General features: G+C 66.7%; 14 protein-coding genes. 2 read left to right on the forward strand and 12 right to left on the reverse strand.

The features are described 5' to 3' along the window. Nucleotides 1-17: 17 nt before the first annotated feature. Together PFX90_RS11580 and kynU are read left to right on the forward strand one after the other, a co-directional pair. Nucleotides 18-809: a tryptophan 2,3-dioxygenase gene (locus PFX90_RS11580; protein ID WP_285712611.1), complete on the forward strand. Its 792-nt coding sequence runs from the start codon at nt 18-20 to the stop codon at nt 807-809. Continuing rightward, the gene (gene kynU, locus PFX90_RS11585) at nt 806-2029 is read left to right on the forward strand and encodes a kynureninase (protein WP_285712612.1); all 1224 of its coding nucleotides are present in this window, start codon (nt 806-808) and stop codon (nt 2027-2029) included. Before PFX90_RS11580 ends, kynU begins: the two co-directional genes overlap by 4 nt. Here the strand turns inward: kynU and PFX90_RS11590 are convergent. The 12 genes from PFX90_RS11590 to PFX90_RS11645 all read right to left on the reverse strand — a co-directional run bounded on the left by PFX90_RS11590 (nt 2026) and on the right by PFX90_RS11645 (nt 14224). Continuing rightward, entirely contained in the window at nt 2026-2928 is a 903-nt protein-coding gene (locus PFX90_RS11590; protein ID WP_285712613.1) for an SDR family oxidoreductase, read from the reverse strand. The two genes, kynU and PFX90_RS11590, sit on opposite strands and share 4 nt — an antisense overlap. A 138-nt stretch (nt 2929-3066) precedes the next feature. After that, a complete protein-coding gene (locus PFX90_RS11595) occupies nt 3067-4275 on the reverse strand; it encodes an acyl-CoA dehydrogenase family protein (protein ID WP_285712614.1) in 1209 nt (402 codons plus the stop codon). A gap of 56 nt (nt 4276-4331) precedes the next feature. Beyond that, nucleotides 4332-5087, reverse strand: a complete 756-nt coding sequence (locus PFX90_RS11600) for a ThuA domain-containing protein (RefSeq protein ID WP_285712615.1) — start codon at nt 5085-5087, stop codon at nt 4332-4334. Nucleotide 5088: 1 nt separating this feature from the next. After that, nucleotides 5089-5862, reverse strand: coding sequence for an SDR family NAD(P)-dependent oxidoreductase (locus PFX90_RS11605; protein ID WP_285712616.1), 774 nt, complete (start codon nt 5860-5862; stop codon nt 5089-5091). Further along, on the reverse strand, nt 5859-7013 hold the full coding sequence (locus PFX90_RS11610) for a thiolase family protein (protein WP_285712617.1): 1155 nt from the start codon (nt 7011-7013) through the stop codon (nt 5859-5861). The genes PFX90_RS11605 and PFX90_RS11610 overlap by 4 nt, the downstream gene beginning before the upstream one ends. Next, a complete protein-coding gene (locus tag PFX90_RS11615; RefSeq protein WP_285712618.1) occupies nt 7010-7435 on the reverse strand; it encodes a Zn-ribbon domain-containing OB-fold protein in 426 nt (141 codons plus the stop codon). The genes PFX90_RS11610 and PFX90_RS11615 overlap by 4 nt, the downstream gene beginning before the upstream one ends. Nucleotides 7436-7462: 27 nt before the next feature. Then, complete coding sequence (locus PFX90_RS11620) at nt 7463-8545, reverse strand: acyl-CoA dehydrogenase family protein (protein WP_285712619.1); 1083 nt, start codon at nt 8543-8545, stop codon at nt 7463-7465. A gap of 1 nt (nt 8546) precedes the next feature. After that, nucleotides 8547-9800, reverse strand: a complete 1254-nt coding sequence (locus tag PFX90_RS11625; RefSeq protein WP_285712620.1) for a cytochrome P450 — start codon at nt 9798-9800, stop codon at nt 8547-8549. Nucleotides 9801-9900: 100 nt separating this feature from the next. After that, on the reverse strand, nt 9901-10278 hold the full coding sequence (locus PFX90_RS11630) for a limonene-1,2-epoxide hydrolase family protein (RefSeq protein WP_285712621.1): 378 nt from the start codon (nt 10276-10278) through the stop codon (nt 9901-9903). Continuing rightward, the gene (locus tag PFX90_RS11635) at nt 10275-11051 is read right to left on the reverse strand and encodes a ThuA domain-containing protein (protein ID WP_285712622.1); all 777 of its coding nucleotides are present in this window, start codon (nt 11049-11051) and stop codon (nt 10275-10277) included. The genes PFX90_RS11630 and PFX90_RS11635 overlap by 4 nt, the downstream gene beginning before the upstream one ends. Then, nucleotides 11051-12061 carry an NADP-dependent oxidoreductase gene (locus PFX90_RS11640; protein WP_285712624.1) on the reverse strand — a complete coding sequence of 337 codons (1011 nt, stop codon included), beginning with the start codon at nt 12059-12061 and terminating at the stop codon, nt 11051-11053. The genes PFX90_RS11635 and PFX90_RS11640 overlap by 1 nt, the downstream gene beginning before the upstream one ends. A gap of 24 nt (nt 12062-12085) precedes the next feature. Then, nucleotides 12086-14224, reverse strand: a complete 2139-nt coding sequence (locus PFX90_RS11645) for a molybdopterin-containing oxidoreductase family protein (protein WP_285712625.1) — start codon at nt 14222-14224, stop codon at nt 12086-12088. Nucleotides 14225-14333: the final 109 nt, after the last annotated feature.

Raw genomic sequence — 14333 nt, forward strand, 5'->3', positions numbered from 1 at the left:
GCGCTAGGGGACGGGGCATGAGCGCCGATGTCACCTACGCGAGCTATCTCGATCTTGGCCGTATCCTCGAAGCGCAGCACCCTGCTTCCGAGGCGCATGACGAGCTGCTGTTCATCATCGTCCACCAGGCGAGCGAGCTGTGGCTCAAGCTGTGCCTGCACGAGCTGACCGCGGCGCGCGAGTGCATCGAGGCCGATAACCTGCGCCCCGCCTTCAAGATGCTCGCCCGGGTGGCGCGGGCGCAAGCGCAGCTGATCCAGAGCTGGGACGTGCTCTCCACCATGACCCCGCATGATTACTCGGCGATCCGCCCGCATCTGGGCGCGTCCTCCGGGTTCCAGTCGGCGCAGTACCGGATGATGGAATTCATGCTCGGCGGGCGCGATGGCAAGCACGTGCGCCTCCACAAGTCGAACGCCGACTGGGCGGAGCGGCTGGAGGCGGAGCGAGGGCGGGCGAGCCTCTATGACGCCGCGATCCGCCTGCTGGCGCGGCGGGGGCTGGCGATCGATGCTGCGGTGCTGGAACGCGATCCGTCTGCGGCCTATGTGGCCGACCCCAGCGTCGAGGCGGCATGGGCGGCGATCTACCGCGACCCGCAGGCGCATTGGGATCTCTACGAACTCGCGGAAAAGCTGGTCGATCTCGAATACCACTTCCAGCGCTGGCGCTTCGGGCATCTCAAGACCGTCGAGCGTATCATCGGCTTCAAGCGCGGCACGGGCGGCACGCCGGGAGTGCCCTATCTCGAGGGGGTGCTGAAGCAGGCCTTCTTCCCCGAATTGCTCAGCGTCAGGACCGCGATATGACCCCCGAGACCCGCGCCGCCGATTTCGACGCGGCGGACCCGCTGGCGGGGTTCCGCGAGCGGTTCACCCTGCCCGAGGGGGTGATCTACCTCGACGGCAACTCGCTGGGCGCGCTGCCCAAGGCGACGCCCGCGCGGTTGCAGGCGGTGCTCGAAGGCGAGTGGGGCGAGAGCCTGATCCGCTCGTGGAACACCGCCAGCTGGTTCGACATGGCGAGCCGCATCGGCGGCAAGATCGCCCCTCTGATCGGCGCCCGCCCCAACGAGGTGATCGCCTGCGATTCGACCTCGGTGAACCTGTTCAAGCTGATCGCCGCCGCGCTCCAGATGCGTCCCGGGCGCAAGGTGGTGCTGTCCGAGCCGGGCAACTTCCCGACCGATCTCTACATGATCGCAGGGCTGGAGGCGCAGGGCCTCGCCACGCGGCGGCTGGCGGGGCGGGAGCGGCTGGCGGAGGCATTGGGCGATGATGTCGCGCTGCTGATGCTGACCCACGCGCATTACAAGACGGGCGCGCTACACGACATGGCGGCACTGACCCGCGCCGCGCATGAAGCGGGGGCGCTGGTGCTGTGGGACCTGTCGCACTCGACCGGCGCGCTGCCGGTCGATCTGAACGCTGTCGATGCCGATTTCGCAGTCGGCTGCGGCTACAAATACCTGTGCGGCGGGCCGGGCGCGCCCGCGTTCGCCTTCGTTGCTGAGCGCCATCAGGCGGGCTTGCAGCAACCGCTCACCGGCTGGTTCGGCCACGCCGCGCCCTTCGCCTTCACCGACGACTACGCGGGCGCGCCCGGTATCGAGCGGCTGCAATGCGGCACGCCCCCGGTGCTGGGGCTCGCGGCGCTGGAAGTGGGCGTCGATCTGATCGCCGAGATCGGTGTCGAGCGCCTTTACGCCAAGTCGCAGGCGCTCTCGGAGTTCTTCCTCGAAAGCCTGATGGCGCATGGCGTGGCGCTCGAGCTGGTCAGCCCGCCACGCGCCGCCGAGCGCGGGAGCCAGCTCTCCTTCCGCCACCCCGAGGCTTACGCCCTCTGCCAGGCGCTGATCGCACGCGGCGTGATCGGCGATTTCCGCGCGCCCGACGTGCTGCGGCTGGGCTTCGCGCCCGCCTATCTGAGCTTTGCCGACATGGCCGCCGCCGCCCGCCATCTCGCCGAGGTGCTGGCGAGCGGGGAGTGGCAGCGCGAAGAGTTCAATCAGCGGGCAGCGGTGACTTAACCGACGGTTCGATCAGCCTTGTCGGCTGCATTCGTTCCCTTGATCATCGCGCGCATCTGCTCCCACTCGGCATCGCCCAGCGCGCTCAGCATCGGGTAGAACGTCCCGCCATTGGCCTGGAAGCCCGCGCCGTCGATGGCGATGGTCTGGCCGTTCACGTACTCGGCCCCCGGCCCCATCAGGAACACGGCAAGGTTGGCGAGTTCGTGCATCTCGCCCGCGCGGCCCATGGGATTGAGGTTGTTGCCCGAATTGCCGCCCGCGCCGCCGGGGTGCAGCCGCGCGCTCATGCCCTTGGTCGGGAAGAGGCCCGGGGCGATGGCGTTGAACCTGAGGCCGTAGCGGCCCCACTCGGTCGCGAGGCTCTGGGTCATGGCGTTGATCGCGGTCTTGCTCATGGCGCTGGGCACCACGAAGGCGCTGCCCGACCACACCCAGGTGGTGAGGATCGAGAGGAAGCTCGCCTTCTTCTTCTCCGCAATCAGCCGCTTGCCGATGTCGAGCGTGACGTAGAAGGTCCCGCGCATGACGATATCGGCGATGGCGTTGAAGCCGTTGACCGAGAGGTCCTCGGTGCGGCTGATGAAGTTTCCGGCGGCATTGTTGACCACACCGGTAAGCGCGCCGCCATCGGCCCAGATCGCGTCGACCATTTCGTGGATCGCGTCGGCATCACGGATGTCGCAGGCGTGGCCCACGATCTTGCCGCCATGCAGCGCGGTCAGTTCCGCCGCGGTTTCGTCGAGCTTGTTCTGGCGGCGGCCGCAGATGTAGACCGTGGCGCCCAGCTTGAGGAAGGCTTCCGCCATCTCGCGCCCGAGGCCCGTGCCCCCGCCGGTCACGAGAATGCGCTCGCCCGCCATGAGCCCGTTGCGGAACATCAGTTTCGAAGCGTCCATTTCTCAGCGTCCTCTGTTTTCGTCGTTGCGAGCCGCCGCAGGCGGCGCGGCAATCCATGGCCCGCCGTCAGCGGCTCGGGGGAAAGTCCATGGGTTGCTTCGTCGTTTCACTCCTCGCAATGACGAGGAGGGCTTGGGTCAAAGCCCCAGCACGGTCTTGGCAATAATGTTCTTCTGCACCTCGTCCGAGCCGCCGAAGATGGTCGAGGCGCGGTTGTTGAGGTATTTGCCCATCGCGGTCTGCGCATATTCGCTGCCGACCGGCTCGGGCGCCTCGTTGCCGTAGAGCGGGCGCTCCAGCGGCAGTTGCAGCGCGTCGGGGCCGAGCAGTTCCAGCCGCAGCACATCGACCTGCTGGCCGATGTTGGAGCCGAGCAATTTCACCAGCGAGGTCTGCGGCCCCGGCGCGCGGCCCTTGGCGAGTTCGGCGAGGATGCGCAGTTCGGTAACTTCCAGCGCCTCGGCCTCCAGCCGGACGCGGGCGAGGCGGTCGCGGAAACGCGGGTCGTGCGCGATCGCGCCGTTAACGCCCGAGGGCTGGGTCTGGGCTAGGTTTTCGAGCCGGTCGATGCTCTGGAGCAGGCGCGGCGCGTAGCACGATCCGCCGCGCTCGTTCTCGAGCAGGAACTTGGCGATGGTCCACCCGGCGCCCTCGGCCCCGATGCGGTTCTCCGCCGGGGTGCGCGCGTCGGTGAAGAACACCGCGTTGACCTCGTGATCGCCCGACATCGAATAGATCGGGGTCACTTCCACCCCCGGCTGGTCCATCGGGACGAGCAGGAAGCTGATCCCCTGCTGCTTCTTCACCGTGGCATCGGTGCGCACGAGCGCGAAGATCCAGTCGGCATGGTGGGCGTGGGTGGTCCAGATCTTGGAGCCGTTGATGACATATTCGTCGCCTTCAAGGCGCGCGGCGGTCTTGAGGCTGGCGAGGTCGGAGCCGCTGCCGGGCTCGGAATAACCCTGGCACCAGTAGTCGTCGCCTGACAGGATGCCGGGCAGGAAGCGCGCCTTCTGCTCGGGCGTTCCGAATTCGCAGATCACCGGGCCGACCAGCCGCAGGCCCAGGATCGCCAGAGCCGGGGCGCCCGCAAGCGCGCATTCCTTCTCGAAGATGAATTTTTGCGTCGGCGTCCAGCCGGTGCCGCCATCCTCCTTGGGCCAGTGCGGCGCGACCCAGCCTTGCTTGTAGAGGATGCGGTGCCATTCCATCCCGATATCGGGCTCGACGAACACGCCCGGCGTGCGGCGCGCGCCGTCGCGCAGCCGTTCGGGCAGGTTGTCGGCGAGGAAGGCGCGCACTTCCTCGCGGAAGGCCAGGTCCTCGGGGGAGAAGTCCATATCCATTGCGTATCAGTCCCAATTGCGATCCCGCGAGTTACGCAACCGCAGGCCCGGCAGCTTCATCCCCCTTCCCGCATCGCCCAGAGAATGGTGCGTCGCAGAAGGTCATAATAGACGTCATAGTTCCAGGCGCACATTTCCTTGTGCGGGTAGAAATCGGCCATGCCGGGAAGGTCGTAGTGCCCGCGACAGTGCCCCAGCGCATTGTATACTATCCGCCCCGCGCCGATATCCCTCGTATAAACGATAGGCACCGTGGTCTTCTCCCACTGACTGTGGGTGAACCCGGTCGCCTCGCCTTCGAAGGTGGTCTGCATCAGCGTGTCGATGGGGGCAGTGGTCTTGGAGAGGTAGAGCTCGTCCACCACCTCGAAATCCTCGATGCCGCGGGTGAGCTCGTGGTCCTTGTTGACCACCTCGACCGGGAACTTGTCGATCGGCGGGTGGGCGACGAATTGCGTGCCAAGCATCTCCATCACGTCGGGGCGTTCATCGGGCGCGTCGACGAGCCCTTCCGCGGTGAAGACGAGGATCGAGTTGGTGCCGTGGAGCGCCATCCACTTGCCGCCCTTTTCCATCCACGCTTTCAGCTGCTGCGCCTGTTCGCGGGTCGGCATCAGGTCGCAGGTATAGGTGATGAGGAAGCGGCACTGATCGAGCCGCTCAAGCCCTGAATAGTCCGCCGCCACGGTGGTGCGGATGTGCGGGTGCTCGGCGAGCAGCTTGAGGATCTCGAGCCGCGGGTAGTCGATATCGTGATACTTGCCCGCGGCGATGAAATGCGCGTCGATGCGGGTGGCGGGTTGGTTTGGCATATCAGCTCCTGATCGACCCGCCGCCATCGACGGTCAAATCGCATCCTGTCGTGAAACTGGCGTCGTCGGAAGCGAGGAAGACCACCGCGCGGGCGACTTCCTCGGGCTCGCCGATGCGGTTCATCGGGTGGGTGGCGGCGAAATTGGTCTCGATGTTTTCCGGCGTGTCGGCGCCGGAGAACTTGTAGCGGTTGTACATCGGCGTGCGGATCGCGCCGGGGTGGACCATGTTGACGCGGATCGGCAGGCCGCGTTCGGCAAGGTCGAGCGCGACGGATTGGGTGAGGCCGCGAAGGCCGGTCTTGGACGCGCTGTAGGCCGCCACGAAGCTCGCCGGGCGCAGCGCGATCATCGAGCCGATGTTGACGATGGCGCAGGGCTCCCCGCTTGCCTCCATCGCCGGGATCGCGGCGCGCATCCCGTAGAAGGGGCCGTGGAGGTTGATGTCGATGGTGCGCTCCCACACGTCCAATGCGCCTTCGGGAACGTTGCCGGGTTCCGAGATGCCCGCAATGTTGCACAGCACCGTGAGCTTGCCGAAGCGAGCGAGGGTGGCGGCGACCGCGGCCTCCCACTGCGCGAGGTGGCGGACGTCGAGATGCGTCGCCGCCGCGCGCTCGCCCAGCTCGGCAGCGAGCGCCTCGGCCTTCTCCAGCTGCACATCGCCGAGCATCACGCTGCCGCCCTCGGCCACGATCAGCCGCGCGACCGCAGCCCCGATCCCCTCCGCGCCCCCCGATACCAGCGCGACCTTGCCCTGCATCTTGCCCGTCATTCGCGTTCCAGAATCGCGACGCCCGAAAGGCCGGGGGCGCCGTAGACGTGAGAGTAACCGAACCGCACTTTGCCGGGCACCTGCCGCTCACCCGCCCGGCCGCGCAGCTGGGTGACGTTCTCGTAGACCTGCCTGAGGCCCGATGCGCCGATGGGCTCCCCGCAGGCGAGGCACCCGCCGTCGGTGTTCACAGGCAGCTTCCCGCCCCCGATCTCGGTCCAGCCGTTCGCCAGCCACTCTTCCTGCTCGCCATCCTTGCAGAAGCCGTTCTCGGCCATGTGCATGATTTCCGCGCCGCTTTCGGTGTCCTGAAGCTGAGCGACGCTGATGTCCTCCGGGCCGATCCCGGCCTTCTCGAACGCGGCCTGCGAGGCGAGCACGGTGGGCTTGCCGCCTTCCTCGATGCTGATGCCGGCCTGGAACACCTCGAAGGAATTGGGCGGGCGCGTCTTCACCGAGACCGCACGGATCTTGACCCCGTCCGCGCCCAGCTCCTTCATCTTCTTCTCGCTGGCGAGGATCAGCGCCACCGCACCCTCGGCGGGCGAGCAGAACATGTACTTGGTGAGCGGGTCGTTGATCATCGGCGCGTTCATGATCGTGTCGAGATCAACCGGGCTACGCCGCCACGCGTGCGGCGTGATCGTGCCGTTGCGGAAGGCCTTCTCCGCGACCCGGCCCAGCGTCGTGCGGCTGATGCCGTGCAATTGCATGTAGCGCTGGATCTTCAGCGCGAAGAACTGCGTCGTCAGCATCATGCCGGTTTGGCCATACCATTCGGGCAGGCCATAGTCCGAGGGCTTGGCGTTGAACGCGCCGCGCGGGTGCTTGTCGAAGCCCACCGCGAGCGCGAGGTCATACATCCCGCTCGCAATCGCTTGCTGCGAGGCGGCGAGCGCGCTGCCGCCGGTGGCGCAGCCATTGGCGACGTTGGTGAAGGGGAGCGAGGTAAGCCCCAGTTCGTTGACCATGATATCGGCATTGCCCGCCGCCGCGCTGCCGCCATAGGCGCACTCGATGTCGGGCCAGTCCAGCCCCGCGTCTGCCAGCGCCTCGCGCACGGCATAGACGCCCTGTTCGCGGCCCGAGCGGCTGTCGGTGCGGCCGAAGGGGTGGATCCCGGCGCCGATGATGTAGACGTTCTCGCTCATGCGGCCTGACTTTCTGCTTGGGCGGCGGGACGGAAGGCGAAGGTGTCGTAGCGCGCGTTGAACGGCACGATGCAGAATTCGAGCTCCATGCCGAGGTGCAGGTCCTCGAGCCGCGCATCGACGATCAGGCTCTCGACGATCACCTCGCCGGGCAGTTCGACATAGCCCAGGAGGAAGGGCTGGAAATCGGGCGGGCCTTCGCCGGGGCCGCTGCCGGGGCCTTCATAGGGCTCCTTGGGCAGGAAGCCCTGTTGCGTCCAAGACCACAGCTTGCCGCGGCGCGAGAGCTTGTAGGGCTCCACGCCCTCCGCCGCATCGCCTGTCGGCATCGGGAAGACGATCTGCCCCGAAGGCAGCCTGCCGCCCATCAGATGCGGGGTTGCCCCGTCGCTCCAAAGGTTCGGGTCGATCTTTTCGCCCATGTTTTCGTGTCCCCTCCAGCGCGCGGTTCAGGCCGCGAGCGCATATTCCGCAAGCACGGTGTCGACGTCGCCAAACAGCCGGGCGAGCACCAGCACGCGCTTCAGCGCATGGCCGATGGCCAGTTCGTCGGTGATCCCCATGCCGCCGTGCATCTGCACCGCCTCGCGGGCGATGGCGTCGACGTTCTCGCCGATGAAGGCCTTGGCCCCGGCAGCGGCGCGCTGCCACTTTGCTGCATCGGCGCGGTCGGTCAATGCTGCGCGGTAAAGCATTGAACGTGCTTGCTCTTCCTTGGCGTAGCAATCGACCAGACGGTGCTGCAGGGCCTGGAAAGAACCGATGGCAACGCCGAACTGCTCGCGTTCCTTCACATAGGCCAATGTATCGTCGAGCAGGCGCTGGCCGAGGCCCACCATCTCTGCCGCGGCATAGAGCCTGAGGTCAGCGGCGATGCCGACGAGGCCCGCCATATCGAGCGACAGTTTCGCGCTGGCGGGCGTGCGGGTCAGCTTGATCTCGCCCGCAATGCTGCCGTCCGCGAGGCGATAGGCGCGCACCTCCAGCCCGGGCGCGTCGCGCGGCACGAGGAAGCAGGCGGTCTCCCCGCCAAGGTCGGCGGTGACGATGAACAGGTCGGCGAGCAGCGCGCCCATCACCATCGTCTTTTCGCCGGTGAGGTTGAAACCGTCTCCGGCGCTCTCCGCCTTCATCCCCTTGGCCTTGAGGCTGTAGCGCTGGCCCCTTTCCGTCCACGCGAGGGTCGCGATGGTCTCGCCCGACAGCACGCCCTCGAGCACATCGCCCGCGCCGCCGCGTTCGAGCAGCAGGGCGGGCAGGATGCCGTGTTCAAGCAGCGGATCGGGCGCATTGGACTTGCCGATCGCTTCGAGCACCAGCGCCAGATCGACCGCCGATCCGCCCATGCCGCCCGCGTCCTCGCCTGCGGTGAGCGCGATCAGGCCCATCTCGGCCAATTGCTGCCAGCGCGCCCGGTCATATCCGGTGGGCGAGAGCCGCAAGCGGCGGCGCCACTCGACATCGACCGGCGCGGCGAAGCGCTCGACCGAGGAGACGAACATCTGCTGTTCTTCGGAAAGGTCGAAATTCATGTCAGGCCTTCCGGGTGCCAGAGCGCGTAAACGTGATCGGCAGGTGGGTCACCCCGCGCAGCAGGATGTTGGGGAGGATGCGGATTTCGCTCTCGTCCGCGACCGCGAAGTTATCGAGCCGCTCAAGCAACTCGTCGAAGGCGACCAGCATTTCCTTGCGGCTGAGCATGTTGCCCACGCACATATGCGGACCCTTGCCGAAGCTGAGGTGCGTGCGGGCGTTGGCGCGTTCGATGTCGAACTTGTCGGGGTCGGGGAACTTCGCCGGATCGCGGTTGGCCGCGGCATAGCGCAGCTGCACCACGCTGCCCGCCGGGATCGCCATGCCGCCAAGCTCGGTGTCCTGCTTGACGATGCGCCACATGCCGGCGGTGGGCGTCTCGTAACGCAGCGCCTCTTCGACGAGGTTCATGATCACCTTGGGATCGCGCCCGCCCGCCGCCGCCTTGGCCTTGGCCATCTGGTCGGGGTTGCGGATCAGCTGGAGCAGGCCGCCTGCGAGCGTCGAGGTGGTGGTCTCGTTCCCCGCCACCATGAACTGCTGCATCAGCGACATGATTTCAGGGTCCTCGAGCGGCGTTTCGCCTTCCACGCGAGCCTCGACGAGGTCAGTGAGGAGGTCGTTGCCGCCATTGGCCTTGCGGTCGTCGATCAACCCCTTGATGTAGTGCTGGAACTCGACGAGGCTGCGCGCGCATTCGAGCTTGCGCTGGTGGTCGACCATCTGGCTGAAGCGATCCACCGCCGCGTCCGACCAGCGCTTCACGCGCTTGGGATCATCCTCGAGCCCGATCTGGCCCGCAATCATGGCGACGGGCAGGGGCACGCCGAATTCCTCGACGAACTCGCAGGAGCCGCGGTCGGCGAAGGCCTCGATCAGCTCGATCGACTTGGTGCGCATGTCGGCCTCGATCGCGTTCACGCGCGGGGCCGAGAAGGCGAGGTTCACCAGCTTGCGGTTGCGGGTGTGGACCGGGTGGTCGGCGGTGAGCAAGGTGGGGAGGTCAGGCCACCCTTCCGCGAGGATCGCCTGGATGTCCTCATCCGCCTCGCGGCCCATCAGCGCGGTGAAGTCGTTCGAGAAGATCTCCGGCTTGGCCGCCGCCTCGCTGCACAGGTCGTAGGAATAGATGACCCAGGTGTTCATGCCCTCGAGGTGCTCGATCGCGATCCCCGCCTCGTGGATGGCGCGGTAGTAATCGAACGGATCGATCAGCGTTTCGGGCGCAAAGACATTGCCTTCGGGCTTGTTCATGGGATGCGGCTCCAGACCCCTCGCGAGATTATGGGGGGAGCCTAGCCAACCCCGCGCCCCCGATGCGATGCGCGTTTGTGTTAGGGACGAAGCGTCCGCATCACGCCGGGGCGAATTCGCGCTGGAATTCAAGCATGTCGAAATAGTCGCGCCACCCGGCGATGCGGCCCTCGGCGTCCAGATCGAAGGTCCCCATCACCCGGATCGCGGCGCGGCGGCCGTCCTTGAAGTGGAAGATGTCGGTGCGTTCGGTCAGGACGGTGTTGCCATTCGCCGCGATGGCGTGGGTCTGCCACTCGCACCGGTCGATATCGCCGAGGAAGCCTTCGACCATCGCGCGCATCTGCGCGGTGCCGATCACCGGCTCCATCGGGATGTTGTGGTAGACGATGTCGTCGGCGCACAGGGCGAGCATCGCGTCGATGTCGCAGGTGTTCCAGTGGCCGATGAAGGCCTCGACGGTTTGCTGGGGGGTCATGGGGTTGCTCCTGAGGTGTGGTCGAGCGCCTGTCGCAGCAGCTGGCGGACTTGGGGGTTGGCGTAGGTCGCGGGGCCGTCGCCGCATTGCAGGTAGACGAGCGGCGCGGGGCAGGTGCGGCTTTCCCATGCGATGCAATTGCTGCCTGCAGGGTGCTCCCAACCGGCATTGCTGAACATCGCGCCTGCGACGGCCTGTGCGGCGGAGTAGAAATTGTCGCGGGTGAAGGCGAAGCCCTCGGCGCGCATCAGCGGGGTGAGGGCGGTTTCGTCGACGGGGCAGAGATAGAGTTCGTCGGTGACGGGGAAGTTGGCGGGGAGGCCGCGCGTCACAGGATGATCGGCGATGACCCGTGCTGTGTAGGTGATGTCATGGCGGTAGCCCGAGTCCGGTCCGTGCGCGCCGGGCTGGTAGTGGAACTGCCCGCCGAGCCATTCATGCCACTCCGGCCACAGCGCCCAGCCCGCGAGCGCATGGTGCATCGCGACTGCGCCCTTGCCGCCGGCAAATCGGGCCGTGAGAGCCTCGCGCAAGGCGGGGGAGGGTGGGCGCATCGTCACCCTGCCCTCGCCGAAGGAGTAGCCTGCCATGTCGTAGAACAGCAGCGCGTCGGCGGTGCGGATGGCCTCGGCCGCGTCGGCCTCGCCGTCCTCGGGGTGGATCAGGTGGGTGATCTCCCAATCGCCCAGTGTTGCCAGCAGTTCGCCGAAGGGCCCCGCCTCGTAGGGGTGGCCCCCTGAGAGCACCAGCAGCGAACGGCCAGCTTGGGGCATTACGCAATTCTCAGGATCATCTTGCCGTCATTGGTGCCTGCGAACAGTCGCATGAAGCTGTCGAAGGCGTTCTCGAGCCCCTCGTCGATATGCTCGTCGATGGTGAGTTTGCCCTGGGCGGCCCAGACGCCCATCTGCTGCGCGCCCTCGGCGAAGCGGGGGACGTAGTCGGCGACGAGCAGCCCGCGGATATGGGCGCGCTTGACGATCAGTTGCCACAGGTTGCGGATGCCGCGCGGCTCGGTGTTGTATTCGCTGATGAGCCCGCACAGCCCGACGCGCGAATGGAGGTTGAGGTTCATCAGCCCCGCATCGAGGATGATCCCGCCGACATTCTCGAAGATCACGTCGACGCCGTCCGGGCAGGTCGCGGCGATGGCGGCGGTGAGGGCGGCTTCGTCCTTGCCGCGGTAGTCGATCGCGGCGTCGAAGCCGTATTTCTCGGTGAGGCGCGCGCACTTGGCCGGGCCGCCCGCGATCCCGACCGCGCGGCAGCCGTGGATCTTTGCCAGCTGGCCGACCAGCGAGCCCACCGCACCCGCCGCGCCGGTCACCAGCACGGTCTCGCCCGCCTTGGGCTCGCACACCTCGAGGAAGCCGAAATAGGCGGTCATCCCCACCGCGCCGAAGATCGAGAGGTAGTTGGTGACATTGGGTACGAGGCTCGGGTCGATCGGTTGGGTGAAGCCGCCCGCAACGCCGATGGAGTAATCCTCGAGCGCGTTCAGCCCCATCACCCATTGGCCCGGCGCGAACCCTTCCGCGCGGCTTTCCTCGACCACGCCGATAGTGCTCGCCCGCACCGGATCGCCCAAGGGGATCGGCGGCATGTAATTGCCCTCGGCATCCATCCACCCGCGCATCGCCGGATCGAGCGAGGCATAGTGGTTGCGGATCAGGAACTGCCCCTCTTCCAGCGCGGGGGTGGGCTCGGTGACGAGTGCGAAATCCTCCGGAACGGGGGTGCCGTCCGGGCGGCGCTGGAGGAGGAAGCGGCGATTCTGAGGCATCAATTTTTCCCGTTCTGGTTATTTTCAAGCCGGTTCAAGTTTTACCGGAATGGCGCTTTGGAGGCTCTGCCCGGTGATCGGATCGTAGTCCACCACCTCGCTGACGAGGCGGTTGGTGGACGATCCGCGGGTCCGCACATCGTCCTTGCCCGCATCGGCATCGCCATAGGCGTGCGCCATCGACACGATCCCGCGCCGCACCTTGTCGCTTGCCTTCACCACCCCGTGGATCGTGGCGTGGGGCGAGGTGATCGCGACCAGCCCGCCTTCCTCCAGCCCCAGCGCCGCGATGTCGTCCGGATGGATGAAAGCGGGGTTGGTGGTGGTCTTGGCCTGCAGCTTCTTCAAGGGGTGCCCGATCGAGTTGAACCGCGTCTTCGACCGGCGAGAGATCAGGCGGAAGTCGAAGCCTTCGCGCGCCGCGCTGGCTTCGGCATATCTGAGGATTTCCGAGGGCATCGCCCCCACGGCGAGGTCAAAGCGGTGGAACTCGTTCTCGTCCACCGGCTCCACCTTGGGGTGCTTTTCGGGATAGAGCACCGCCGCCCCGCCATTGGCCGCGCAGTCCTTGCGCACCTGACTGGGCGGCACAAGGCAGCCGGTCACCGCGAGGTCGAGGAACTCCTGCTTGCTGGGCTTGCGATCCATCGGCAGCGGGCCACCCGCAAGGTTCATCTGGATGCCGAGATGGTGCGCCAGCGTCCAGAACATCTCGTATTCGTCGATGCAGTCGCCCGGCGCCTCGACCACCGCTTCGGTGTAGCGGGCATAGGGCTCCTCGTGCCACCATTCGGAGAGACTGGTGATGTCCTCGCGCTCCAGGCACTGCGACGGAGCGAGCACCACATTGGCACGTTTGGCGCTGGCGCTCATCCACGGGTCGATCTGCACGAACAGCTCGAGATCGTCGAGCGCGCGGGTCATTTTTACCTGATCGGGAAAACCCACCACCGGATTGCCACCGACCGAGATCAGCGCGCGCACCTGTCCCTCGCCGGGGGTGAGGATTTCGTCCGCCAGCACGTTGCAGGGCATCTCCCACCCCAGGTGCCCGAGGCCGCGGAAGCGCGACTTCGGCATCCCCTCCGCCCCGAACATCGGCACGGGCGGGCCGACCTGTGCGCGGCGGGCGGTCTGGTAGGGGCTGAACACGCCCGGGATAGCGGCCTTCTCGCCCTCCTGCTTGAAGCGCGCGCAGATGGTGTTGAGACACACCACCAAGTATTCGGTGAGCGTCCCGTTCCCCGCCATTTCGGGGCCGGTGCCGGTGACCGCGCAGCCCTTCGAGCCGCTGGCGAACATCCGCGCGGCGGCGACAAGCTGATCCTTGTCGAGCCCCGCGCGTGCGGCGGCAACTTCGGGCGGGAAGGCCTTCACCGCTTCGGCCAACTCGTCGAACCCGTCCACGTGGGCCGCAACGAAATTGCGATCATACAGCCCCTCGGCGATGATCACGTTGAGCATCCCCGCCAGCATCGCCGGGTCCTCGCCGGGCTTAACGGGCAGGTAGATGTCCGCCAGCCGCGCGACATCGCTCTCGCGCGGGTCGGCGACGATCAGCTTCATGCCCTCGGCCTGCTTGTCGCGGATGCGGCGCGAGGGGCTGAAGGGCGGCACGCCGCCGACGGGCGAATAGTGCGAGACGATCGGATTGTTGCCGATGAAGAAGGCGACGTCGCTTTCCGAGAAAGTGTTCGGCCCCGCCATCCACTTCCCGTAGCGCGCGGTGGTGAAGACCTTGGCGGGCTGGTCGAGCGTCACCGAGGTGTAGAAGTTGCGGCTCCCCACGGCCTGCGCGAAGCTGAGCGAAGCCGACATGGCGGCCGAGTTCTGGAACCCGCCCGAACCCATGAACACCGCCACCGAATGGGGGCCGTATTGGTCGATGATCCGCCGCAGTTCGGACGCGACATGGTCCAGCGCCTGGTCCATCGGGGTCGAGACGAACTCGCCCTCTGCATTGCGCACCAGCGAGTGGTGCAAGCGGTTCTCGGAGTTGTGGCTGTCGGGCAGCTCACGGCCCTTCATGCAGGTGTAGCCGCCATAGGCCGGATCGTCCGGATCGCCGCGCACCTCGACGACCTTTCCGTCCATGACATCCACTTCCATCGCGCAATTGGCATGGCAGAAACGGCAGAAGGTCTTGTGAGTCTGAACGCCCATGATCTCTCTCCCCAGGGTATCGGCGAGACTACCACAGGGGCGGGGCTACTCGACTGACACTTTTGTCCGTGGAGGGTGGCGCGGCGGCCCCGCAATAGGGCAGGCGAAC

Origin of the sequence: Erythrobacter oryzae (assembly GCF_030271515.1) — a bacterium.
In the GTDB taxonomy this organism is placed as follows: domain Bacteria; phylum Pseudomonadota; class Alphaproteobacteria; order Sphingomonadales; family Sphingomonadaceae; genus Erythrobacter; species Erythrobacter oryzae.